The organism is Aquimarina spongiae (assembly GCF_900141785.1).
Lineage (GTDB): Bacteria > Bacteroidota > Bacteroidia > Flavobacteriales > Flavobacteriaceae > Aquimarina > Aquimarina spongiae.
Window position 1 is genome coordinate 588,310 of sequence record NZ_FQYP01000001.1, and the last position, 23,438, is coordinate 611,747.

Consider the following 23,438-nt stretch of genomic DNA (forward strand, 5'->3'; position numbering starts at 1 on the left):
ATCTTAGAGTAGATGTATTTATTTGATATATCAAATATATTTGTATCAAATAAATATGTATGAGTATTGAAATTCCTACGCAAGTAGTTTTTTATAAAATTGAACGTGCTATAAAAGAGTACAGGAAGTACGCTCAAAAAAGAATATCAGAAACAGTAAGTGACATCACGGTAGATCAAGGTTTGATCTTACTATTTCTAAAACATTACCCAGAGCTATCGCAAAAAGAAATTGCTGCATTGGTATTTAAAGATAATGCCTCTATGACCCGTATGATAGACTTGATGGTGAAGAAACAATACTTAGTTAGATCGACCCATAGTGAAGATAGGAGGAGATATAACATCGAAATTACTACCAAAGGAAAAAAAATATTAGAAAAGTTGCCTCCTGTTATTATGAAGAATCGGACAACCGCCCTGGAAGGAATAACAGAAGAAGAAATTGATCAAGTTGAAAAAATATTAGATAAAATCATTACCAATTGTACAACAAATCAATAGTATTAACCTAAAAAAACAATATTATGCAAAGAATTCTTGCGCTTGCAAAACTAGCTTCACTTTTAATAGCGTTTTTATATCAATCAATCAATTACGGACAGACACCATATCACCAAACAGTAGAGAAAGTTCAAGAGCTACTGGAAGCGAACTATATTTTTTTGGATAAAGCAAAAGAAACCAATGCCCATCTTGATAAATTAATGAAGAATGGTAGTTTTGAGGGAAAGACACCTAGTGATTTTGCCAGCTTTCTTACCCAAGAAATGAGAAGTATAACCAAAGATAAACATCTCCGTTTTGTATGGAATAAAGAACCACGCAAATCACGTAAAAAGGAACCTTCTTTTAAAGATAATTTTAGTCGGTATAGAACTCCTATGTTAAGAGGTTTTAAATTGATGAAAGGAAATATTGGATATATAGATTTGGCCTATTTTGGGGGAGCTCCTTTTCATACTTCTAAAATAGATCAGGTAATGAATGAAATGCAAATTGCTGATGCCATAATTATAGATATGAGAAGAAATGGAGGAGGGAGCCCAGTAACTGTGAACTATTTGTCCAGCTATTTTTTTAATGAAAAATTATTACTGAATACGATATATTCTAGAGCCAACAATCATTCTGAAGAAATGTGGGTAGTGGATACAAAAGGACTAAAACGGCCGAATGTTCCTGTTTATATATTAACAAGTGCAGATACTTTTTCTGGGGCAGAAGACTTTTCTTATACCATGCAAAGTAGAAAAAGAGCCACCATTATTGGTGAAGTGACCGGTGGTGGAGCACACCCTACCAGATATCATGGTATTGATGGGACAGATTTTGGAATACGTATTCCTTTTGCCAGAACCGTAAATACGGTTACCAAAACCAATTGGGAAGGAACGGGAGTGACTCCTGATATCAAAATGAATGCAGATGAAGCATTAAATAAGGCTGAAGAACTTGCCAAACAGGAAGCCATAACGTATAGTAATGCACTTTTTAAACCTTTGGAGAATGCTATGAACTCTCTGAAAAAGGATAATAAAGAATTGATTAAACAATTGGAATATTTAATCACCTCAGGAATTCTGGATGAGTTCGAAATAAATGGGTTAGGATATTCATACTTGCTAAGAGGTCAAAAAGATACTGCTATTGCAATATTTAATGCAAACACCATATTATTTCCAGATTCAGCAAATGTTTATGATAGTTATGCAGAAGCATTAGCAACAAACAATCAAAACGATTTAGCATTAATTAATTATCAAAAGGCAGTAAAAACAGCGGCTAAAAACAATGATGACCAATTGGAGTTGTTTCAAAACAATCTAAAAGCATTTCAAGAAAAAGCGAATTAGACCAAGTACCTTTCCATTGAATTGCGAAGACCAGATTTAAAGTAAAATCTGGTCTTTATTTTTGTAAGGAATTTGCCATTTCATTAGTACATTTATGGGAAATATATTTTATGATACAAATTGATCTCGATCAGAAGGTGATTTTGGTCACTGGTGCATCAGACGGAATTGGTAAGGCTATTGCAGGGTTTTTGATGAAGATGGGAGCTACCGTTGCTGTGCATTATAATACCAATAGGAGTGCTGCAGAAGCTTTGGTAAGTAGCTATAACACTAATTCTAAGGTCTTTCAAGCAGATTTGGCAAATGAAAATGAGGTGATATCCCTTTTTGAGGCCGTAGAAAGCACATTTGGTAACATTGACGTAGTAATTCTGAATGCAGGAGTTTTTCAAGCACATTCTACCAATTTGGATACAGAAGAGTGGTGGAGTATTTGGAAAAAAACTATAGATATTAACTTACATGCTGTTGGATTATTGACCAAGCTTGGGATTGATCATTTTAAAAAGAACAGAGAGGGGAGATTTATATTTATTGGGAGTAGAGCAGTCTTTAGGGGAGAAACCGAAGAATTTTTGGGGTATGCAGCTTCAAAAGGAGGACTCGTTTCTTTAGCCAGGAGCGTGGCCCGATCTTTTGGAAAGGATAATATTAAATCTTTTGTATTGTCTCCTGGTTTTATAAAAACACGAATGGCAGAGGATTTTATAAAAATATACGGAGAAGAGAAAATATTAAATGAAATCTCATTGAATGAACTCACCACACCCGAAGATCTTACCGCCTTGGTTGGATTAATGTGCAGTGGTTTGATGGATCATGCTACAGGCGCCACCATCGATGTTAACGCAGGGAGTCACATACGATAATTCAACAAAAATTTCTTTACCACCAGGTTTTTCTGAAAATAGATTTTCGATTTTCCCATATACTACGATTTTGCATTTTGATAAATGAGGCACTGTAGTCTTCCAGTTTTAATAACTCTATGCCAAACTGCGAAAATCCAGGAATAAGTAGAGGATTAGCCTGAAAATGCCACCACTCTGAACTTAAGTATTTTTTATTACTGGGTCTTGTGTATCCTCTTCGTGGCGGGATTGGATAGAATCCATATTTCTTTGCTGTACTCGTAAAATCAACAAACCGATCCTTAATTTTAACTTTTTTATCCTTACCAGATCCCCAGCTATCCCAATAGGTAGCTTCAATTTCGATAAGATCCCCTCCGCTAGCACGACAATATACCTGCCAATAACTATCAGGATTTGCACCTTTGTTTTTTACCATTACAAAAGGGTCTGTCTTTGGAGAGAAAAAACCAGAGTTAACAGACAAATCAAAAGCAAGTCCTGGGTAATGCATCGATTTGGCAGACCTATGACTACTTACACCTGCGGTTAATGATCTTTTACCCCCACTACTTGTAATTTTACCGCCACGATCTACAATTTCTCGTCTTAATAGGTTGTATTGCCTTGCAGCGTCTTCTCGTAATATAAAATGATCAAAGCCTTCGATACCTCCAATTTTATCAGCATCGCATCGAACCCAATTTAATTTATCGGTATTGGTTACATAAGGATACTGAAGCTCCCAAAGCGTTTCTGGTCCGATGATACCATCGGTATAAATCCCAACCTTATCTTGAAAGTCAATAATATGGTTTTTTAAATTACGGTTTGTTACCGATTCGTCGTCTTCAATGATCTTATGAAATAGTAAATGTTCTTGTACTGCAATAAGAAAAATATCGTCGTAAGCCATAATATATGTGTTTCAAAAGTTGGTTATCAGCATCGCCCTATAAGACATGCAAAAATGTGAGGTAATTTGACTCTTCTAAGATAACTATTTTGATTGGATATTTTTTTGCAAAGGATATGATGTTTAAAGTTATTCTTGGTATTTGTTTTAAAGTCAAACCCTTAAATGATATTTTTTATTCTGAAGAATTCACAGTACCTTTAGTATTAACAATATTTTTACACAATTAAAACCAATTTTTAACTCACTTAATTCACTCTTAAAACCATGAAAAAAAGTGCAATTCTGTTGCTTATGGTAGTATTTACCGTAAGTAGCACACTATTCGGGCAACAAAATGAACAACAACTCGCTGAAACGTATTTAAACACTAAAGGAGAAGTTATTTTTGATTTTGTAATCTCCAACAAATCCGAACTTAATACGATTACCAAAGAACTAGCAATTGTTTATTACGATGATCTTACAAGAACAGTTAAAGTAATGGCTGATGCTGATCAGTTTGCTTCTTTTTTAGCTAAAAAAACCCCTTTCTCGATAAATCCAGAGGATAATGTGATTGGGTATAGAACTATGACTTCTGATCTCACAGTAAAGGCAGCAACATTTCCGCTAACAGCCTATCCAACGTATGCAGATTATGTGAGCATCATGAACGATTTTGCAACAAACAATCCCACCTTATGTAAAGTTGAAAATATAGGAGCTACAACTGAAGGTGATAAATCTTTGTTGTTTGTAAAATTATCGGATAATGTAGATAGTAATGAACAAGAACCCAGGGTCATGTATACCTCTTCAATGCATGGAGACGAAATAGCAGGATATCCAATGATGCTTAATTTAATTGATTTATTATTAACTGCATATAAAGATACTTCTCATCCTCGTCACGCAGAGATCAAAAACCTTTTGGATACAAGTGAAGTATGGATCAATCCTTTGGCGAATCCTGATGGAACATTTCGTAATAGTCCAACCAATACGTCTGTTGCTAATGCTACCAGAGGTAATGCGAATAATGTAGATCTGAATAGAAACTATCCTGATCCCGATGATGGTCCGAACCCCGATGGTAATGCTTACCAAACCGAAACTCTGGCCTTTATGAATTTAGCAGACGCTAAGCATTTTGTCTTGTCCGCTAATTTTCATGGAGGGATAGAGCTGGTAAATTATCCTTGGGATACTTTTGCAGGAGCGCATCCAGATGAGGATTATTTTGTGCATATTTCAGAAGAGTATAGAGATTTATGCCAGGCAAATAGCCCTGCAGGATATTTTGATGCGCTAAATAATGGAATTACCAATGGATATGATTGGTACGAGGTGCAAGGAGGTCGACAGGATTATCAAATTTATTTTAAAAAAGGTAGAGAGGTGACGGTCGAGTTATCCAATGCCAAGACCCCTCCAGCTAGTCAACTGGTGAACTTTTGGAATTATAATGAAGACGCACTTATTGCATACTTAAAACAAGTTACCTATGGAATTCGTGGAGTAGTCACCGATGCGATTACCAACCAACCTGTAGATGCTAAGGTGACGGTAATCGGAAAGGAAGGCTTCGAATCTTGGGTACCTACCGAATTACCCGAAGGAGATTATTATCGACCGATAAAAGCAGGGACTTATGATATTAAATACGAAGCAGATTGTTATGAGCCTCTTACCGTTACTGGGGTTGCTATAGCCGATTTTGCAACTGTAGTGCAAGATGTACAATTGAATCCTATTGCGGGGCAAGCTCCAGATGGCTTGCAAGCAACCAGTATCCAAACTTCTACAGCAACTTTAAACTGGAATTCTAGCACTGGTGCTACCTACGATGTAAGATATCGAGAAGTAGGAACCACAAACTGGACTACAGTAGCTACGGCTACAAATAGTTTGGCTTTAACTAATTTGAATGCAACTACAGCTTATGAGGCTCAGGTACGAAGTAATTGTTCTGGAGGAGTAAGTTCGCCTTATAGTACTTCTGTAACATTTACTACTACCGATGTTCCAACCTGCGCTGGGGTTAGTGTTTTTCCTTATACAGAAAGTTTTGAAACCGATTTAGGGGTGTGGACCAATGACACAGGAGATGATATTAATTGGACCAGAGATTCTGGGGGAACACCTTCTCAAACCACAGGACCGTCTTCTGCTCAGGATGGTAATTTTTATTTATATCTGGAAGCTTCTACTAATGTGTCTCCGCCAGGAAGCCCAAATAAAACAGCAATTTTGAATAGTCCCTGTATAGACTTATCCAGTTTATCTGGAGCCACTTTAGAATTTGGATATCATATGTATGGAGCTACTATGGGGAGCCTTGAAGTATTGATCAGTAATGATGATGGAGCAAATTACACTTCATTATGGTCCCAAAATGGAAATTTAGGAAATTCATGGAACCAGGCTTCATTAGATATTTCATCCTATACGGGATCTGTGGTAAAGGTTCAATTTAAAGGAGTAACAGGATCAAGTTGGCGTAGTGATATGGCTATCGATAATATTCGTGTTATATCTTCTACAGTGGATACCGAAGCACCAACTGCACCAACAAACCTAGTTTCTTCTAATATCACGTCTAACAGTGTTACCTTATCTTGGGAAGCAGCAACAGATAATATTGGTGTTACAGCTTATGATGTATATCAGGGAACAACATTAATCGCTACCGTGAATGGTCTGGTTCATATTGCTAGTGGATTGACCCCAAATACTGCTTATAGCTTTTCTGTTATTGCCAAAGATGGAGCAGGAAATAGTTCTCCTTCAAGTAATGTCATTAACGCGACCACGATCGATGGTGGAATTACATATTGTAACTCACAAGGGAATAATGTGAATTATGAGTATATAGATTTGGTAGCCTTAAATCAAATTAATAATCCTACTGGCGCAAATGGAGGATATGCAGATTTTACTTCTCAAATAGCAGATGTACCCTATGGTTCTAATTCGATTACTTTGAGTGTTGGTTTTGTGAATACTGCCTATACTGAGTTTTGGAGTGTTTGGATCGACTACAATAAAGATGGCACCTTTGATGCTGCAGAACAAGTAGTATCAGAATCTACTAATAGTAGCGCAAATCAAACCTATACGTTCTCAGTACCAACAACGGCATTATCGGGTAATACCAGAATGCGTGTGTCTATGAAATACAATTCGGCACAAGGACCGTGCGAAACCTTTACTTATGGAGAAGTAGAGGATTACACCGTAAACATTGGTGGTGTAGTGTCTAAAGGAAATGACATCGCGCAAATACCTTTGTCAAATAAGGTTAATCTTTACCCAAACCCAATCTATGGTAACACCCTACATATCGGAGGTTTAAAGCAGTTAAACGATGCGAATTATCAAATATTTAATTATGTGGGACAAAATGTACTACAAGGTCGAATGATGGAAGTGAAACAGATAGACGTATCCACATTGCCTAATGGAGTATACGTTATCGAAATCAGTAAGGAAAAAAATAAATGGACGAATCGATTTATTAAAATGTAACGAGCAATATAATCATTTAGAAAACGGGCTTTGATAATTCTTCAAAGCTCGTTTTTTATTGAACCTTAAAATTCAACGAATATTCGCTAACTACTGAAGAAGATAATTCTCCTACTTTTCGATCAAATAATCGATCCAAATTATTTCCTGCAAGATCCTCTAGTTTAGGATTAAAAAAAACAGTATAACTTTCTTTATTCCATTTTTTTAAAGGATTAAAAGATAATGTGGATTCTTTGTTTGAAAATTGCCAATTTCCTTCGATTAGGTTATTGTTGCTATCCACAATTTGCATGCTTTCTATGGTGCTCCCATAATCAAGAGATTCTTTACAATCAATGATTAATTGCAACTGCGTGTTGCGCTTTGGAGGAGTAATTTTCCAGCTATGGATATCAGGTTGTTGACGATCCGCTTTAGCAACTTGAAATTGTTTAGTAAAATGATCTTTCATTTGTACTCCAGCTTGATCTTTTATTCCGGAAATGACTAGTGTGTACGTTTTGCCCTCTTCAAAGACAGGACCCAATTCTTGATTAGGGATTAGATCTCGTTTTTGCCTTCCTGGTTCTATCCAAACGGTAAGAAGTTTACTATCTTCACTTATCAACGCATTGGTAAAATCTAGTACCGCTCTCGGTATGGTATCTCCAGATCTATTTAGAAAATGAATATGATCGTAGATGGCGGTTTCATTAATGGGTTTTGAAAACTGAACATACCACTTCAAAAGATTCGCGGGTACTTCATCGGCTGATGGATAAACACCTTTTACAGATATAAATTGATAGTCATCCGGGATTTTCAGATGAAAATATGTATAGGTTCTATTATATACAATCGTGTAATCTTGTTCCCAATTGAATGGCACAAAAGGAGTAAAGCGAATTCGACCCTTTTCTTGTATAGTTTTGCCTAAAATAGCTGTCCTAGTCTTCGTTATCTCTTCTTCTAGAAGATGACCGCGGTATATTTTGGGAACTTTATTGGAGTCATCAATTCCTTTTATAATCACATGATTTCTGCTAAAACTAAATTCCGGAGATGCTTGAGAAAACATCTCCGGAATAGAACAGATTATAAATAACAATAGAAGTAATGCTTTTTTAAAATGAGTTCTCATTGGCGTTTTTATTTTGATAACCACCAAGAACTCCCGTGTTTTAGAGCTAAGTTGCCCGAGGACTCTCTTTGTATCATAACAAATCCTTTATCATAGGCATCTAATTGTTGTACATTCACAAACGGCATATTTACATAATCTACACCTACTGCAGCTCCTTTTATGGTTACGGGCTCTGTCAAAGAAGCCTTAAAAGATTCTAAATCATCAAAATCTAATCGCATTAAAGGCCTATTCGAATTAGAGATCAATAGATAATGGGCATTGTCACTTTTTACTTCAACAATATCTAAAGGAGAGTTTCCGCTACCTAATTCGGCAATTGTTCTTCCTTTGGTATGTTCTCCTGGCTTAACATCGCTCATAGGGAAAACTACAAGCGGAGTACAAGTATAAGCTGCAACAATATGTGTAACCCCAGAGATATCAGCAGTCAAAAATGTTTTGATAGGAGCGTGGGTTTCATACTTTCCATGTGCTGCGTGATAAATTTCTAAAGAACCATAGTTCTGTTTTTTATTAAAAGGAAAATCAATAGAACGAAAAGTAGAAGCAAATTCCTTATTGCTTAGTCCGGATAACAATACTTTTCCGTTGGTGTACTTGATATCGGCTACTGCCCATCTGCGAAGTTGTCGTCCGCGACGATCTTTTGCTTCATTAGATACAGGATCTGTAATTTCAGATTTGGTAAAAGACACATTGTCCAAAGCAACCGTTTTTAATGCATTGTTTTCAACTCTTAGAAGTAGAGGATTTCCTGATCCATGCATTACGGAGATGTAAATGTTGTTGTTTTCTGGATTAACCACCATATCGGTGATTTGTATCTGATCTATAGCCGCACCCAGCATGTCTGCTATTTGCTGATCAAGCTTGTCTATTCTTACTTTAGAATTGTCTGTCTTTGCGTGTGCGCTAAGGTCTATAGCAACCACCTGAGCAGATTTACTATCTCCAATAAATAAAATTCCTTCAGGACCAAAAGTTATGGCGTTGATAGAAGTTACTTCCGGATTGCCCGCTGTAAAACCAACTTTTAAAGGAGAGGTTTCATTTGCAGAAATCGAAGTAATAGAAAGTAATAAGGAGATAATAATGACGAGTAATGTTTTCATGATATAGTAATTAGAGAGTGACGAATTTCTCTAAAAGTATATAAAATGAATTGTGGCTAGAGTTAAAGAAATACCAAAAAACGCTTTGCAGTAGTATTAAATATATCTTAAAACCACCAGGTTACTGTATGAATAGGAGTAGGGTACAGTAAAATATAGATCAAATTATAGAAGAAATACCGAAGAGATCTATTGCTCTTTAAAATCTATAATGTCTTTAATATCTACTTCCATATAATCAGCAATTCTTTTAAGACGAGCAAAATCTTTGGCTAGGTCTTTTCGCTTTACAACATAGTCTCCAGCTTGAGGACTTACACCTAGTGCCTTCGAAATTCCGTAAACAGTTTTTGAACCTTTACTTCTTTTAAGCAGTTTATTTAATTTTTTGTTAGCCATTATTATATATGATAAAAGGAATCAAATATACAAACAAATTTTTATTAAAAAAATATTTGATTATTCAAATAATGTTTGTATATTTGAAACATAGAAATTCAAATCATCACAACTATGAAACTTGTACTAACTATTGCGCTATTTTGCTTGACTTTTGGAAATATATTTGCATCAAATACTGAAAATGAGAAAGAGAAGACGGAACGTAAAAAGAATGAAGGAGAAGATAGCTACAGAAAGAAAAATGCACACTCTGTTAAGAAGTGGAAAATAAGTATTGAATATACTAATGGAGGAGTGATCTCAAAAACAATTTCTGTGGATGCAAACTCTGAATTAAGTGCTTTGGAAGCTGCATTTGAAGAGGCTGATAAGTATTTGAAAAAAGAAAGAAAAGTAAAAGACTACACCATCACACCAGTAACCGATTCCTATGTGCTATTAGCTGGAAACTAACAATATAATTAATACCCTGAACTTACCTATATTCTAAGGAAAATGACTCCCCGTTGTTTTCCTTTTTTTTATGCTAATTAATTTGCTGAAGCATTAATGAATTGATACTTTTAGATAACTAAGAAATGATGTATATAAGTTCACACATATTATTTATTAACCATGGATAGCGTAGAAAAAGGAGTAAAAGAGGTTATTGCTCAAAATAGCCGATATGCTTTTGATGAGATAGAATTAACGGATCCAATCGATAAGTTTATTTCCTCATTTATGGCAGATCGTTTAGCCCGAGAGTTAAAACGAAAGTTTTCTCAGGTAAAAACTACAGAACTCACCAATGATTTATTTACCGTTCTGAAAAGAATACAGGATATAGTAACCAGAATTAACGCATACTCTAATTAGTTATGAAAATCTTAAAATCGATTTTGTTATTGTTTGCACTTGGATGTATTGCGAGCACCTATGGACAAGAACGCTTGTTTTCTTTAGGGTATGGTAAAACTTTTGTATCCAATGATTCAACTACAGTGAGTTTGACTTTGGACTTAAATAGAATTCCTGGTCAAAGCGAAAGGGCAGGAGGGTATTATTTTGTGAACGAAGTATTGGGGGAAAAAGGTTGGGGATATTATATCAAACCCTCTATAGATGTAAATATCGGTAGTGGTATCTCTAGTGCTCCGAATAATGTTTCTTTGGGAATCCCGGTAGGTTTGGTATATGATTTCAAAAAAACTGCAATTGGTTTGTTTTCATTATATCTAGAGGGAGCGCCAGAAATGATAGCCGACAAGAGCTTTAAAAACAATTTGCATTATCTTTCTTTAAATGCGTATATCAAATATGAATTTCTAAATGATGCTATTTTGATCAATTTCCTGGCTGGAGTTACCAATGCAAATGGATTTAGAAATCAAATAGAAGTTGACAGCGAACAGTATGGCAGGATAACTTTACCCTTATTTTTGAGAGCTAATTTTTGGAATGCAGTTTCTCCAAAGGATCGGAAATACAAAAGGATCAGCTGGATCAGTACTTTTAAGTTTAATCATGTGTATGCTGATGACTTACTGGCTTCAGAGGATGATACGTATTTCTATTTTAGTAGTAAATTTGATGTGTATGTAACTCCCAATATAGGGTTTAATGTTACCTACTTTAATGGTCAGGAAGAACCATTATTTAGGCGTAACAACGCAATAAGTTTTGGGATTACACTGGCTCGATAATTATATTTTTTCATCTTCATTCATGAATTCACTCCACATAGTGTTTTCCAAAGCAATTATATTTTCGACTCTGGTGACTAATAGATGAAAAGGATCTTTCTCATCACGGTAATTTCCGGATGAAGTCATAAACATATATTTTTCACGGTTCAGTGCTTCAGCTGTAGATCGGTATTTGACCCACTTTTCCTGATACTTCATCAAAGCAGATACTCCCGCAATAATAGCCACCAACATTCCTAATACTCCAATCAGATAATTCAAATACAGATGATCCGGATGTGTTTCAGAAAAACCTGCCGCAAAAGGAATAAATGCAGAAAAAATGATAACCAATCCACGAGTTCCTAAATGCATTTTTTTATTAATCATGCTTTTTGCGCTATACCAATGCAATTGATTATCAACTCGTTGTTTAATATATTCTTCTTGGTTCATATCTAGGTTTTAAGAGGTTTGTTTTTAAGAAAAATTAAAATATAAATATAAGGTTATTATCGATGATTTGTTTTGTTTTATTTTAACAGAAATCTAGTTACTTTTAGCTACTCATATCGTCAGTCATTGTAATAACTTTTAAATATTTATGGATACTATATGGTGTCCAAATTATTAACCATACAAAATCATAATGAGCAATAGGCAAGGTGTTTTTATTAGTTACAGCAAAAAAGATGCAAAATGGCTCGACCTGCTGAGGGTACATCTTAGTTATCTGGAACGAGAGTATCAATTTACGATTTGGGAAGATTCCAAAATTGAAGTTGGCGCGGATTGGCGAGATGAAATATACAAAGCGCTTAGCAATACCAAAATAGCCATACTTATGGTAAGTGCGAATTTTATTGCTTCCGATTTTATAAATAATGAGGAGCTTCCTGCATTACTGACAGCAGCAGAGCAGGAGGGGGCTTATATATTTCCTATCATTATTAGTCATTGTATGTTTTCTGATATTGATGCCATATCAAAATTTCAGACCGTTAATCCTCCAACAGAACCTTTGGTTGCCATGGATGATGGCCAAAGAGATGCGCTTTTTGTAAAGGTAACTCAAGAAGTAAAAAGAGTATTATCGCTTCCTGCAAATGATTCTTCTTCTCCGATCGTTGATAACCTTCCTTCATTAGAAGAGTATCAAGCAGCACTAGTAAGAGCCAGTGTTATTTCTGTATTTAGAACACATACTGAAAAACTAGGATTAACTATTAAACAAGTATACGAACTCTCTAAAATAGAGCGAAGAAAAAATGTTGTACGTGTCATCCACGAATTGGAAGCCCTAGGTATCCTTACCAAAACTAAGGTAGAACAACTCTCGTATTATAAAATAACCGATTTTGGCACTACTTTTATAAAAGAATACTATACTATTTGAGTCTTGTTTACAATACTTGGTTGGCTCGCCTTAATTACTCCTGTTTTACGTCCTGAGCGAGACGGAACATAAAGCAAACCAACTCAAATACAAACTTACGTGGCCACCAATGGTCATTAAATTTCTCTTTACCAAATCTGTAAACTTCTCTGTTATAAGGGTATTAATAATCCTTTGCCAGACGGTACGGTAAATTGAAACAGTCAATGACTGATGTACTGCCAACGTCCCAGGATCATCACCTAGTTTAGTATGTAAGATTGGTTTGTACATGATTAAACATTTAAAAATTAATATTCCTTTTTTTTAGAGCAAATCTTGTGCCGAAAATCACAATTCATTTAGAGGTATAAATTGTTAATTTCTTAACTTTGAATAGTTTATCTAATGTCAACTTGTGAATCGTACTTTTTTGCTCACTATAGAGCATAAAAAACAATTGGTTTTATTAGACAATTTATAGCAATGAATTTTGATCGTACCCTTCTAAAAATGGGCACTTTGGACTAGGCCCTGAAGAAAGGATGGAACAAAATAGAATCAAGAAATAATGGATACATTTGTTCTAAATTTTATGTTGCAAATTTACGATTTTAACGGAAAAAATAAAAGAGTAGAAACCGCCAATCTTTTGTGGATTTACAGTATAAAAATTTGAAAATCAAATGGCTTACATTTTGGAAAAATGGTCTTATAAAAGAATTTGATTGGTTTTTTGATCGGTTATTGTAAGTTCCTTTATTGATCCCGCACCTAAAAAACGATATCGGATACCCACAAATTTACCTATAGCCTCATGATAGTTATTACTATATACTTCCTGGTCTTCAATATATACCGTTACTTTATTATTTTCAATTTTTATTTTCAGTTTTTTGAAATCCGACATATCTGTTCCTAACGCAGATAAATCATGTTCTTTACCTCTTATGTAAACATCGTTGAGCATAAGATTAATATCAGACACACAACCAGGTATCGAAAAGGGAATTATCATAGCGCCAGAACTTCCTAAGACTACAATTCGAAGGGTTTGACAGACAGCCCACTTTTCGTTGTAAATATTTTTTACTGTAGTTTCAATAGTCATATCATCTCCTGACATATTAAAATCTTTAACCAGGTGGAAGGTAGAGACGACAGGATCTTTATTTTCCCTTATTTCATTAATAAAAGTATCTGAAAATGATAAAGGATCATTCATCGTATCGTTAACATCTATATATTTAGGAATGGGTTCGTAATCTATCGTCCCCATCCATTCATCCGAAGCGATGAACAAATCATGTTCTTTAATAATTTTTCCATCGACTAGTAATTTCGCTCTAAAATACCCTGGATAATAATAAATCCCGGTGGCTTGTTTTTGTTTAGGTTTTATTTTTACAGTTTTGGTTCTATCCCAAAACTGTTGAATATAAATACTATCCGATGTGATTTCATCCAAATTCAAGTCAAATACAACAGAATTAGGAAGTCCTTTGGAAATAGGTCTGCTTTTGAAATCTATTTTTGATAGATCCAAAGGGGGGATAATATCATTTTTGGTACTTACCATGGAGAAGAAAGAAATGAATGCAAAGGTCATAATCCCCGCAGCTGCAACTATAATTCCCATATTTTGAAACACCTTATCTTTTATCAAGGAGGATTTCTTCTTTGGCTCTTTCTTGTTTTTAAAGGCTCTCCAGTTTTCATATCCTGCAAACTTGGATAAAGTATTAAGTGTACTTATACTAGGGGCATTTTGATATTTTACTTTACCCCAAACCCGTTTTAAGGTGGTTGTACTGAGGTTAACCTGAGTCTCTTTTTGAATATGCTCGCTCAATTCAATAAATACATCATTATGCCAAGAATCTGAAGACCCCCAATCAAGACGGTTCTCAATTTCTAGTAGACATTGCTGTACTAAATGATATTCTGGATACCTATTCATAGACACTAACAAAATTGATCAAAATTTATGACTTGAACAACATTGAACGGACTTGTACGAACTTGTTTTCGAGGTCTACATCAAATCTTCGAATTTTGAGATCAACAAACAACAAAAAATGATGATACGAGCAATTTCAATTTTGATTTTAAGTACTTTCCTTTCTTTCAACATATATGCACAGCAGAAATTTCCTTTGGATACTGTACAATGGGAAATTAATGCTCAATCTTATGTGCTAGAAAATTATAAAGGGAAAGATGCATTATATATGCAGCGAGGTATGGCTTCACTGAAGGATGTTACTTTTTTGAATGGTACAATAGAATTTGACGTGTTTCTTACCGAACGCCAAGGATTTCCGGGAGTTCGATTTCGAGCGGTGGATGCCAATAATATGGAGTCTTTTTATATACGAGCGCATCTCCCGGGTAAACCAGATGCTAATCAGGGAACTCCTGTAATAAATGGACTTTCTCCTTGGCAATTGTATTTTGGTCCGAGTTATTCTGTACCCTACGATTATAATTATGACGATTGGACTCATGTAAAATTGGTAGTTAATGGAAAAAGAGCACAAGTGTTTTTTGATTATTCAGAAAAACCCCATTTATGCTGGAATTTGGTCAGAGAACCCAAAGAAGGAAGGATTGCTATAAGTGGAGGTGGGCCGAATCCTATGCATTATGCCAATTTTACTATTGATAAGACTGCTACTCAATTGGTAGATTTCAAAGTGCATGAAAGAAAACCTATAGATGGATTGGTTCCCGCATGGGAAATTTCAGATAAGTTTGAAGAAACACAGTTGGACAATTTAGCTAACATAAAGGGATTGATTACTTCTCGAAAGTGGTTAGGAAAAGTACAAATAGAAGAAGGTACAGCGGCCAACATCGCAAGAAAAGTATTGCTGAGAGATGGTACCAAAAAGAATACAGTTTTTGCAAAACTTGAGATCAACTCAGATAAAGAGCAAACCAAACTATTCGAATTTGGATATAGTGATAGGGCAGTGGCTATACTCAACGATCAACCTATTTATAAGGGAAACAACAGATGGCGTTCAAGAGATTACCGATATCTAGGGACTATTGGTCTTTTTGATGCAGTATATCTAAACCTAAAAAAAGGAAAAAATATTCTTCTACTGGCAGTTTCCGAAGATTTTGGAGGTTGGCTGGTAACGGGTAAGTTTACCGATCCTTCTGGTGTTGTCGTGAATTAATTTTCTCAACCTCAGATAGAATAGAAAACCTCCGCAGAATATTAAAAACTAAAGCCTCGACATTGTCAAGGCTTTATGGTTTAGTACGGATATTTAAGATCACTAGCACATATCCGTACAGGTAAAGGGGCAAACAAGCCCTTACTTCTAGGATCTCCCAAATATATCTTTTGGTGGAGCTACAGCCATCTTTTGATGGTAATCAAACCAGTACAATTCTGTATTCGATACAGCACATAGTTCGTTGTTCGAATTAAAAAAGCGACTCCTTACATAAATTTTTGATAGATCTTCAGCAGTACTCAAGAATTCCATATTTAGAAAAAAATCCTGAGTAAACATGAGATGTTTTTGATAGGTAAATTCTTCCTTGCATTTTTGAAGTCTAACTTTCAAATGATCTAGTTTTCTTTTAGAATATCCTTTTTCGAATAGAAAGCTATCCAAAATAGCATATATATAAGCCTGGTAAGCACCACCATGCATGATCATAAAGTCGTCTACATCTTTTCCCGTTACTTTGTATTTTTTTCTGATCATAATAGGCGGCTTTACTCATTAGACTCTTGAATGGCTTTTAGTTTCTTTTTCTTGTTTTTTCCGAACTGAAATGCTCTGGAAATATTAAAACCTAAATGCACATCTCCCTCAAAAAAATCATCTGTAGATTCGGTAATAAAACTTTTCTCGATCATGGTAATAGAATTGGAAAGAATGATTTGAAATACGTGTCCGCCAGTTTCTATATCTATACCAAATGCCAATGAGTTAGTAGTATCTATAGACTCTAAAGGATTAACGGTATAGTGATATTCACCATTTAGTGAAATTCTTTTGGTTAATTTGACACGTCCGCCAATTCCGACTGCAAAAATACCATGAGGATCTTCTTGTATAGCTACTGAGTTTCTATAGATGAAGCTTGGCATAATTTGTAAAGAAAATGCAGGACTGAATTTTCTTGCCAAAAGAAGCTGAGAGGTATAAAACAAACGATCAGTCTCGCTAGGTTCGTTTCCTGGTTCAAAATCGTCTACACTTCTGTATACGACACTCCCAAATGCAGATACCGAAATCGGGAAAGCGTTTTTACCAATGCCTTGCTTAAGGAGTTTGTATTTGAAAAATGCATCATAAGCCTTTTCAAAACTACTTCTACCAACTCCTATCATTAAATCGTCTGTAAGACCGTACTCAAAGCCAAAGCGTATATTGGATTGATCCAAACCAAACAATTCATCTACCCCCGAATTTACTCTTCCAAAACGGTGAGATATGATAAACTCGAGAACACCTTTCTTTCTATTTTCGACAGAATGCCCATTAAGTATTCTTGTCCCTTTAAAAGTAGCGGTAGCATACTCTTTGGTTTGCGGAGTCTCTTCATCAAGTATGTCAAAGAGGTCTTCTTGCGCATGCATCATATTACCAATACTAAGAATGGTAAAAAGAATAATTAGTTTTTTCATATTACTTGGTATACGGTTGATGATCTAAGTTGAAAGTTACTTTTATGGTTTTTGCAATGTTGTTGACTACCACCGATGGAATTTCAATGTTGAAATCCTCCACCTTTACAGGAAAATTTCCCTCTAGAGAAATATTTCCCTCTGTCTTTTTGATTTTCGCTTTGATGACTGTTGGTTTGGTAACACCATGAATGGTTAAATTTCCTTTGATGGTAACTTCTGCATTATTCTCCAATGTGCTGAAATTGATTAGCTCCCCTTTGAAGGTGGCTTTTGGGTACTTATCTGATTCTACATAATTTTCATTAAAATGTTCTTGCATTAATGCCTTCTCGAACAAGAAGGATTTCATTAATATGGAGATAGCAATTGCTCCGTTGTTGGTGTCAATAATACTAAGTACCTGGTCATTTTCTGCCTCGATATCTTCTATAGGAGAATGGGAGAAAAAAGAAACGTGTCCACTTTTTGTAAGAAACTTTTCTTGCCCGTAACTCATTACTGAAAGGATAAGGCATGCTATGGTTGTTATAATTGATTTCATTTGTTGTGAATGTTGGTTTTAATTAATAATGACACTTTTTACAAGAATGACGTCCATTAAAAATCCGGTACAAACACCTTTGATTTGTATGGATTGTCCTTTTTGTAATTGTGCAATTTTGTGATCTTTATCAGCGTCCAAATGACAAAGGACACTACCAAAAGTATCTTCACTGGTTAGTGCTATTATACTTTTGTCTTTTACGATGTTTATATCTTCTATAGTACCGGTTACCTGAATGACTTGCTCCAAATATTTGGTATTGGCTTCGGTTTCATTGGTCAAATAATCTTTGAACAAATCATTAGAGTCGATTACAATTTGTGCATCCACATTACTAATATCCAAGTGTGGTTTGGAAAACATAGAGATGCTAACAACAATTCCAATCGCGGTTATAAAAAGAGTTACACCTAAAAGAACTTTTCCCTTACTTATCATATTGATTTCTTTTAATTGTTTAATGCACCGCTATCAATCCAGCATCTAATAATTTCTATTTCTTCATTACTTAAAGAACCGCCAATGGGCATTCGTCTGCTCACCACCTGTGCTCTTACTCGTGCCGCATTATTTCTAATACCTTCAAAATTGCGTAGATCAGGAAATTGATTTCCGTTATGGCATTCGGTGCAATTGTTATCTATTATTGGTTTTACCTGTGTGGCAAATGATGTATCTGGATTACACTCAACTATTATTTCTGTAATTTCCTCTTCTACATTATTATCACAGGAAACTAGGATAAGACTAGTGAGTACTGCAAACAGCAGTTTATTTATTTGTAAATAATATTTCATGATTAAGATTTAAGAAAAAGAGGAAGAAAAAAACTCGTTCTTCCTCTTTCTAATCAACTAACTAACTACTAAACTAAATATGAACTCTTCTTAATTTGCTGGTGCGGTAGGAGTATCCGCGTTTGCGATTGGCCATACCCCTGGTGCAGGAAAATTGATTCCAAAATTATCCCCCCTGGTCACATCCTGCCCAAAGTAGTATAATGGCCATCCTTTATATGTTATTTGCTGAGAACCGTGAACATCTATGGTTCCAAAATCGTCAGCATTTAGAATACTTGGTAATCTATCAATGTCGATGTTAATGATCGGCCACACAGCATTGTTTGAAAAATCTTGGGCCGTGAAGTTATTAACACCATTAGTGTCATTCATAAAGGTATATATTGTTCTTCCTGTGAAATTGGTCATGTAAAAGGTAAGTCCATCACCAGGTGTATAATCACTTGTGAAGTTGATCAAATTTCCATCACTGTCTCTCCCTACCAATTGAGCTTCGGCGTACATTAGAGAATAATCAGGCTTTGCGATGTACCAATTGTTACCTACTTGATCTCCGTTGGTATCTCCGGCGGCATTATCATTTGCAAAATAATATAATGGCCACCCTTTGAATGTAGTTTGCTTTTCTCCATCTGCTCTGGTGATTTCTCCAAAGTCTGAAGCCTCCAGACCATCATCAAGAGTTAAATCGGCTGCATAAAAAATTGGCCATGCTGCCAAACAACCATCCAAACATCTAGAATCTCCTTTTACATCTCTGGAGAAAAAGTATAATGACATACCTTCAGAATCGGTAAGGATATTACCAAAAGTTGTATCGGTTGCAAGTCGAACTGTATTTTGTTGTGCAGGTGGGTTTGGTTGCTCATCAGAGTCATCACTACTACAACTAAACAGTACAGAAATTGAAGTGAACAATACTAAAATACGATTTTTCATTTTTATTCGAGTTTTAAAGATTTTGTTCAGCAAAGTACCGTAAACACTGGCCCTATATTCAAAATAATATATGCGAAAGGGAAAAAACGGCGTTGAAAAAGGAAAAAAAAAGGTTGAATAAAAGGCTATTTTTTCCTTTTGGTAATAAATGAATGGAAATGATTAAAATTGAAATGAAGAAAAAGAGAATCCGTAAAGAAATTTGGTTATATGCTTAACCATTGTCTAAATTCTGCTGCTTTGTTTTTGCTAATCACAATTTCTACATCTGCATCTCGAATCAAAATTTTGAGTTGACTATTGCCGTATTTAATAATCTTTTCGATGGCAGCAATGCTGATAATAAATTGTCGATTAGCTCTAAAAAATAAAGAGGCATCAAGACTAGAAAACATATCATCCAGGCTGGTATTGCTGGTGGATTTTTTCCCATCAAAACAAATTACGTAGGTAATGGTGTTTTCGGTATAGATATAAGAGATTTCGTTGATAGCTGTCGGGATCAACTCATTTCTTAAATAGGTTAAAATTCTCTTTTTACCAGTTTCTAATGTAATATCAGGTGATTCTTGAGAATCGTCTTCGTCGGTTTCTTCTATTTTACGTTGGTAGGCTACCAAATCACTATTCAGTTTAGAAAGGTTTACCAACTCACTTTCTAAATTGGTGTTTTTCTCCTCCAACTGCTTTTCATAATAACTACCGATCATACGAACAGCAAAAAAGGAAGACAAGATGATCAACCCTCCCATAATAGCAAATATGGTATAGAAACTGGTTTTGAGTTTTTTTATTTGTGTAGAGATTTCATTAAGGTTTACATGAGCAGCAACAATCAAATCCGAATCTTTTACCGGAGAAATATATACGATTTCAGAATTAAAGCTATTCCCAATTTCTTTATTGTCGTTTTTAATATTGGTAAGTAACTCATATAATTTATCAGAGCTATTTTCTTCATTCAATGAATTCAAAAGTGATTGATCAGAGCTTACTTTTTGTCCAACTTTAGTTTTATCTGGGTTACATACTTCTTTACCAGACCAATTAAAGACACATATAAATGAAGCTTCGGTATGTGTGTTTTCTATAGTGTTTTGAATATTATTTATTACAACATTTCTATCAATACCCCCTGCAAGTTGATAGTTAATCAATTTAGAAATTTCATTTGCTTCTCGTTTGCTAGACTCTAATTGAACTTCTATTAATTGATTTGCGCTTACTTTTATAAAGTATTTGATACTTAGAGAAGCAATGATCAAGAAAATGACCGATATAGATATAAAGGTTAAAAAATATAATTTGTCTTTTCTCATTTATCAGGTTTACAAATCAGGGGTAATATCCTGGCGGTCTGGTTTAGTTTTTTATTGAGGTAACTAAAATAGTATAATTTTTCAGGTGTTTTTTCTAAACGTCAAATAATTGTATTTGGCTTAATGACCTTTTTTCCTTTTTTAAAAGGATTTTTTCTACTTGACAAAAGTTTATAACAACACTATATGATCTGGGTTGTTCTTTTGTACTCAAAGCAGATTTTTTAATTATAAGCTAATCCTAATGAAATCCATACTTCCTTGTGAGCCTTCCCTAATTTATATGCTGCTAAATTATATTTTGGTAGTACATTATCGTAATTTTACTGGTAGAATTGACCTTATATCCTTCGATGAATAGAAAGCTAAGTATTATTGGTTTTGTTTCAGTGCTCTTCTTGTTACTGATATTGTATCTGGTTTTTCCAAACTCGAAAGACTCTTATATGGAGATGAATGCCGTTTCTGCAGATATAACAATAAGCTCAGAAGAATTAGTTTCATCTTTTATGGTTGATGAACGTTCGGCAAATTCAATGTATAGAGGAAAAGTAATAGAAGTAGAGGGGATTGTAAAAGATGTTACGTTTCTAAATAATCGAAATACAGTTTTTTTGTACGGTGACAACAAGTATTCTAGTGTTATTTGTGATATGTTTCCGAATCAAGAAAATGAAATTAAAAATTTAAAAAAAGGTCAAAAAATAAAAATAAAGGGAGTTTGCAAAGGATTTTTGAAAGATGCTATTTTACTTAATTGTATGCTGATTAACACAACAAATCAATGAATAAACTGATCATTCTGATATTCTTATTGATCAACTTTACAGACGATGATACCAAGTCTGATCAATTTATAACAAGACAGGGACAGGTTTCTTTTTTCTCCTATACCTCCGTAGAAGATATAGAAGCAAAGAACAACCAGGTACTGAGTATAATTGATATTTCTAAAAATGAAATAGCAGTTAGTATGCTGATGAATGCATTCGTATTTAAAAAATCACTGATGCATGAACATTTTAACGAGAGCTATATCGAATCAGATTTGTATCCTAAGGCTACTTTTGAGGGAAATATCATAGATTTTGATCCTTCTGAAACTGATACACAAACGAGAATGGTTAAAGGGAAATTAACCATTCATGGTATTACTAAAGAGGTAGAAATTAAAACTACTATCGAACAAGTTAACGGTTCGTTTGTTTTGAATGGAGATTTTGAAGTTACGGTCAAGGATTTTGATATCAAGATTCCTCCAATCTTAGCACCAAATATAGCAAAAGTTATATCCATTAAATTCAAATTTGAATATCAACATTATGAGAAATAAAGTTCTTTTTTTCACCAATATATGTTTACTGTTCTGTTTGAATGTATCCATCCAGGCGCAAGATTTATTGGATAAACTAGAACAGGAATATCCGGATACTCCTCAATATCAGTTAGCCACGTTTAAAGCGAGTCGTATTTCTATTGGACATTCTGTAGAAACCAGAAAAAAGGGCGTGCTAGAGCTGCAGGCTTTTACGAGATACTGGAATATTCCGAACTCTAGCGGCCAAAGTTTTGTAGCAGACAAAATGGGAGCTCGAATAGGGGTAGAGTACGGTATTTCGGATAAACTGACTTTTGGTGGTGGTTGGAGTACGCTGGATGGTATTTTTGATAGTTTTTTGAAATACAAACTGATTAGACAACGTAATGATGGAAAAGGTGCGCCAGTAAGTCTCTCTTTGTTTCAGAATATAGCTTACAGAAGTGAACGTAATCCTCCACTTATTGATATCAATCGCTTTGATAATTTTCAGGACCAATTAAGTTTTACAACGCAATTATTATTGGCAAGAAAATTTACACCTCAATTTTCTGCACAAATATCTCCAACATACATCCATAGAAACTCTTCGGCGTTTACAGATGATCCAAATAATCAATTTGCCATTGGGGTAGGAGGGCGATACAAAATAGGAGGCCATGTATCCATTGTTTCAGAATATTACTATCTGATTAATCCATTAGAATCTATTACTACCTACGATGCTTTTGCTCTAGGTGTGAATTGGGAGCTAAGTGATGTAATGCTACAATTTAAATTGACCAATACCTGGTTCTTTTCTGAGGAAGCATTTATTACTCAAACCCCTAATAATTTCAATTTTAACGATGGAAATTTGACTTTTGGGTTTAATGCTATTTTTGTTTTACATCTCAATCAAAAGGACAAAATAAATACTGACTAAATCTCTGAAATCATCAATTTTCATTCAACCCATTTCTTCCAAAAGATAAAGGGCGATAAAAAACAAAACAAAAATTACGGTGGTAATAATTTTTAAAACGTCTCCATTATTTT

General features: G+C 34.7%; 25 protein-coding genes. 12 read left to right on the forward strand and 13 right to left on the reverse strand.

What is annotated here, in order from left to right:
• Positions 1-59 precede the first annotated feature (59 nt).
• The 3 genes from BUE24_RS02605 (at position 60) to BUE24_RS02615 (ending at position 2,727) form a co-directional block, all read left to right on the forward strand.
• A complete protein-coding gene (locus BUE24_RS02605; RefSeq protein WP_073313521.1) occupies positions 60-503 on the forward strand; it encodes a MarR family winged helix-turn-helix transcriptional regulator in 444 nt (147 codons plus the stop codon).
• Between the two features lie 23 nt (positions 504-526).
• Positions 527-1,855 (forward strand): S41 family peptidase, encoded by a 1,329-nt coding sequence (locus BUE24_RS02610; RefSeq protein WP_073313524.1) that lies wholly within the window; start codon positions 527-529, stop codon positions 1,853-1,855.
• A 110-nt stretch (positions 1,856-1,965) separates the two neighbouring features.
• Positions 1,966-2,727, forward strand: coding sequence for an SDR family NAD(P)-dependent oxidoreductase (locus tag BUE24_RS02615; protein ID WP_073313527.1), 762 nt, complete (start codon positions 1,966-1,968; stop codon positions 2,725-2,727).
• Positions 2,728-2,743: 16 nt separating this feature from the next.
• Here BUE24_RS02615 and BUE24_RS02620 read toward each other — a convergent pair whose 3' ends face one another.
• Positions 2,744-3,625 (reverse strand): hypothetical protein, encoded by an 882-nt coding sequence (locus BUE24_RS02620; RefSeq protein WP_073313530.1) that lies wholly within the window; start codon positions 3,623-3,625, stop codon positions 2,744-2,746.
• 267 nt (positions 3,626-3,892) lie between these two features.
• On the opposite strand from BUE24_RS02620, the gene BUE24_RS02625 reads away from it, so the two are divergent.
• Positions 3,893-7,135, forward strand: coding sequence for a M14 family zinc carboxypeptidase (locus tag BUE24_RS02625; RefSeq protein ID WP_073313532.1), 3,243 nt, complete (start codon positions 3,893-3,895; stop codon positions 7,133-7,135).
• A gap of 55 nt (positions 7,136-7,190) precedes the next feature.
• On the opposite strand, the gene BUE24_RS02630 is transcribed toward BUE24_RS02625, so the two are convergent.
• The 3 genes from BUE24_RS02630 to BUE24_RS02640 all read right to left on the reverse strand — a co-directional run bounded on the left by BUE24_RS02630 (position 7,191) and on the right by BUE24_RS02640 (position 9,775).
• Positions 7,191-8,258, reverse strand: coding sequence for a hypothetical protein (locus BUE24_RS02630; RefSeq protein WP_073313534.1), 1,068 nt, complete (start codon positions 8,256-8,258; stop codon positions 7,191-7,193).
• A gap of 8 nt (positions 8,259-8,266) precedes the next feature.
• Entirely contained in the window at positions 8,267-9,376 is a 1,110-nt protein-coding gene (locus BUE24_RS02635; RefSeq protein WP_084549368.1) for a hypothetical protein, read from the reverse strand.
• A gap of 189 nt (positions 9,377-9,565) precedes the next feature.
• Positions 9,566-9,775, reverse strand: a complete 210-nt coding sequence (locus BUE24_RS02640) for a hypothetical protein (RefSeq protein WP_073313560.1) — start codon at positions 9,773-9,775, stop codon at positions 9,566-9,568.
• Positions 9,776-9,889: 114 nt separating this feature from the next.
• Here BUE24_RS02640 and BUE24_RS02645 point away from each other — a divergent pair, with 114 nt between their 5' ends.
• The 3 genes from BUE24_RS02645 to BUE24_RS02655 all read left to right on the forward strand — a co-directional run bounded on the left by BUE24_RS02645 (position 9,890) and on the right by BUE24_RS02655 (position 11,463).
• On the forward strand, positions 9,890-10,231 hold the full coding sequence (locus tag BUE24_RS02645; protein ID WP_073313563.1) for a hypothetical protein: 342 nt from the start codon (positions 9,890-9,892) through the stop codon (positions 10,229-10,231).
• A gap of 162 nt (positions 10,232-10,393) precedes the next feature.
• The gene (locus tag BUE24_RS02650; protein ID WP_073313565.1) at positions 10,394-10,636 is read left to right on the forward strand and encodes a hypothetical protein; all 243 of its coding nucleotides are present in this window, start codon (positions 10,394-10,396) and stop codon (positions 10,634-10,636) included.
• 2 nt (positions 10,637-10,638) lie between these two features.
• Positions 10,639-11,463 (forward strand): hypothetical protein, encoded by an 825-nt coding sequence (locus BUE24_RS02655; protein WP_073313568.1) that lies wholly within the window; start codon positions 10,639-10,641, stop codon positions 11,461-11,463.
• On the opposite strand, the gene BUE24_RS02660 is transcribed toward BUE24_RS02655, so the two are convergent.
• Positions 11,464-11,901 (reverse strand): DUF4231 domain-containing protein, encoded by a 438-nt coding sequence (locus BUE24_RS02660; RefSeq protein ID WP_073313571.1) that lies wholly within the window; start codon positions 11,899-11,901, stop codon positions 11,464-11,466. It abuts the gene before it with no gap.
• Positions 11,902-12,094: 193 nt separating this feature from the next.
• On the opposite strand from BUE24_RS02660, the gene BUE24_RS02665 reads away from it, so the two are divergent.
• A complete protein-coding gene (locus tag BUE24_RS02665) occupies positions 12,095-12,841 on the forward strand; it encodes a toll/interleukin-1 receptor domain-containing protein (RefSeq protein WP_073313574.1) in 747 nt (248 codons plus the stop codon).
• Between the two features lie 691 nt (positions 12,842-13,532).
• Here BUE24_RS02665 and BUE24_RS02670 read toward each other — a convergent pair.
• Positions 13,533-14,780, reverse strand: a complete 1,248-nt coding sequence (locus BUE24_RS02670; protein ID WP_073313576.1) for a hypothetical protein — start codon at positions 14,778-14,780, stop codon at positions 13,533-13,535.
• 118 nt (positions 14,781-14,898) lie between these two features.
• Here BUE24_RS02670 and BUE24_RS02675 point away from each other — a divergent pair, with 118 nt between their 5' ends.
• A complete protein-coding gene (locus BUE24_RS02675) occupies positions 14,899-16,008 on the forward strand; it encodes a LamG domain-containing protein (protein WP_139241897.1) in 1,110 nt (369 codons plus the stop codon).
• A 147-nt stretch (positions 16,009-16,155) separates the two neighbouring features.
• Here BUE24_RS02675 and BUE24_RS02680 read toward each other — a convergent pair whose 3' ends face one another.
• The 7 genes from BUE24_RS02680 to BUE24_RS02710 all read right to left on the reverse strand — a co-directional run bounded on the left by BUE24_RS02680 (position 16,156) and on the right by BUE24_RS02710 (position 21,082).
• Positions 16,156-16,548 carry a thioesterase family protein gene (locus tag BUE24_RS02680; protein WP_073313581.1) on the reverse strand — a complete coding sequence of 131 codons (393 nt, stop codon included), beginning with the start codon at positions 16,546-16,548 and terminating at the stop codon, positions 16,156-16,158.
• An 11-nt stretch (positions 16,549-16,559) separates the two neighbouring features.
• Entirely contained in the window at positions 16,560-17,477 is a 918-nt protein-coding gene (locus BUE24_RS02685) for a DUF5777 family beta-barrel protein (RefSeq protein ID WP_073313584.1), read from the reverse strand.
• A gap of 1 nt (position 17,478) precedes the next feature.
• Positions 17,479-18,021 carry a YceI family protein gene (locus BUE24_RS02690; RefSeq protein WP_073313587.1) on the reverse strand — a complete coding sequence of 181 codons (543 nt, stop codon included), beginning with the start codon at positions 18,019-18,021 and terminating at the stop codon, positions 17,479-17,481.
• A gap of 18 nt (positions 18,022-18,039) precedes the next feature.
• Entirely contained in the window at positions 18,040-18,462 is a 423-nt protein-coding gene (locus BUE24_RS02695) for an OB-fold protein (RefSeq protein WP_073313589.1), read from the reverse strand.
• A gap of 11 nt (positions 18,463-18,473) precedes the next feature.
• Entirely contained in the window at positions 18,474-18,821 is a 348-nt protein-coding gene (locus BUE24_RS02700) for a hypothetical protein (RefSeq protein WP_073313592.1), read from the reverse strand.
• A 90-nt stretch (positions 18,822-18,911) separates the two neighbouring features.
• Complete coding sequence (locus BUE24_RS02705; protein ID WP_073313593.1) at positions 18,912-19,763, reverse strand: hypothetical protein; 852 nt, start codon at positions 19,761-19,763, stop codon at positions 18,912-18,914.
• A gap of 206 nt (positions 19,764-19,969) precedes the next feature.
• A complete protein-coding gene (locus BUE24_RS02710) occupies positions 19,970-21,082 on the reverse strand; it encodes a LytR/AlgR family response regulator transcription factor (protein WP_073313596.1) in 1,113 nt (370 codons plus the stop codon).
• Between the two features lie 353 nt (positions 21,083-21,435).
• Between BUE24_RS02710 and BUE24_RS02715 the strand changes: the two genes are divergently transcribed.
• The 3 genes from BUE24_RS02715 to BUE24_RS02725 are packed head-to-tail and all read left to right on the forward strand — an operon-like array spanning position 21,436 to position 23,325.
• Positions 21,436-21,870 carry an OB-fold protein gene (locus tag BUE24_RS02715; protein ID WP_084549369.1) on the forward strand — a complete coding sequence of 145 codons (435 nt, stop codon included), beginning with the start codon at positions 21,436-21,438 and terminating at the stop codon, positions 21,868-21,870.
• Positions 21,867-22,415: a YceI family protein gene (locus BUE24_RS02720; protein WP_073313601.1), complete on the forward strand. Its 549-nt coding sequence runs from the start codon at positions 21,867-21,869 to the stop codon at positions 22,413-22,415. Before BUE24_RS02715 ends, BUE24_RS02720 begins: the two co-directional genes overlap by 4 nt.
• Complete coding sequence (locus tag BUE24_RS02725; protein ID WP_073313604.1) at positions 22,405-23,325, forward strand: DUF5777 family beta-barrel protein; 921 nt, start codon at positions 22,405-22,407, stop codon at positions 23,323-23,325. The genes BUE24_RS02720 and BUE24_RS02725 overlap by 11 nt, the downstream gene beginning before the upstream one ends.
• Positions 23,326-23,438: the final 113 nt, after the last annotated feature.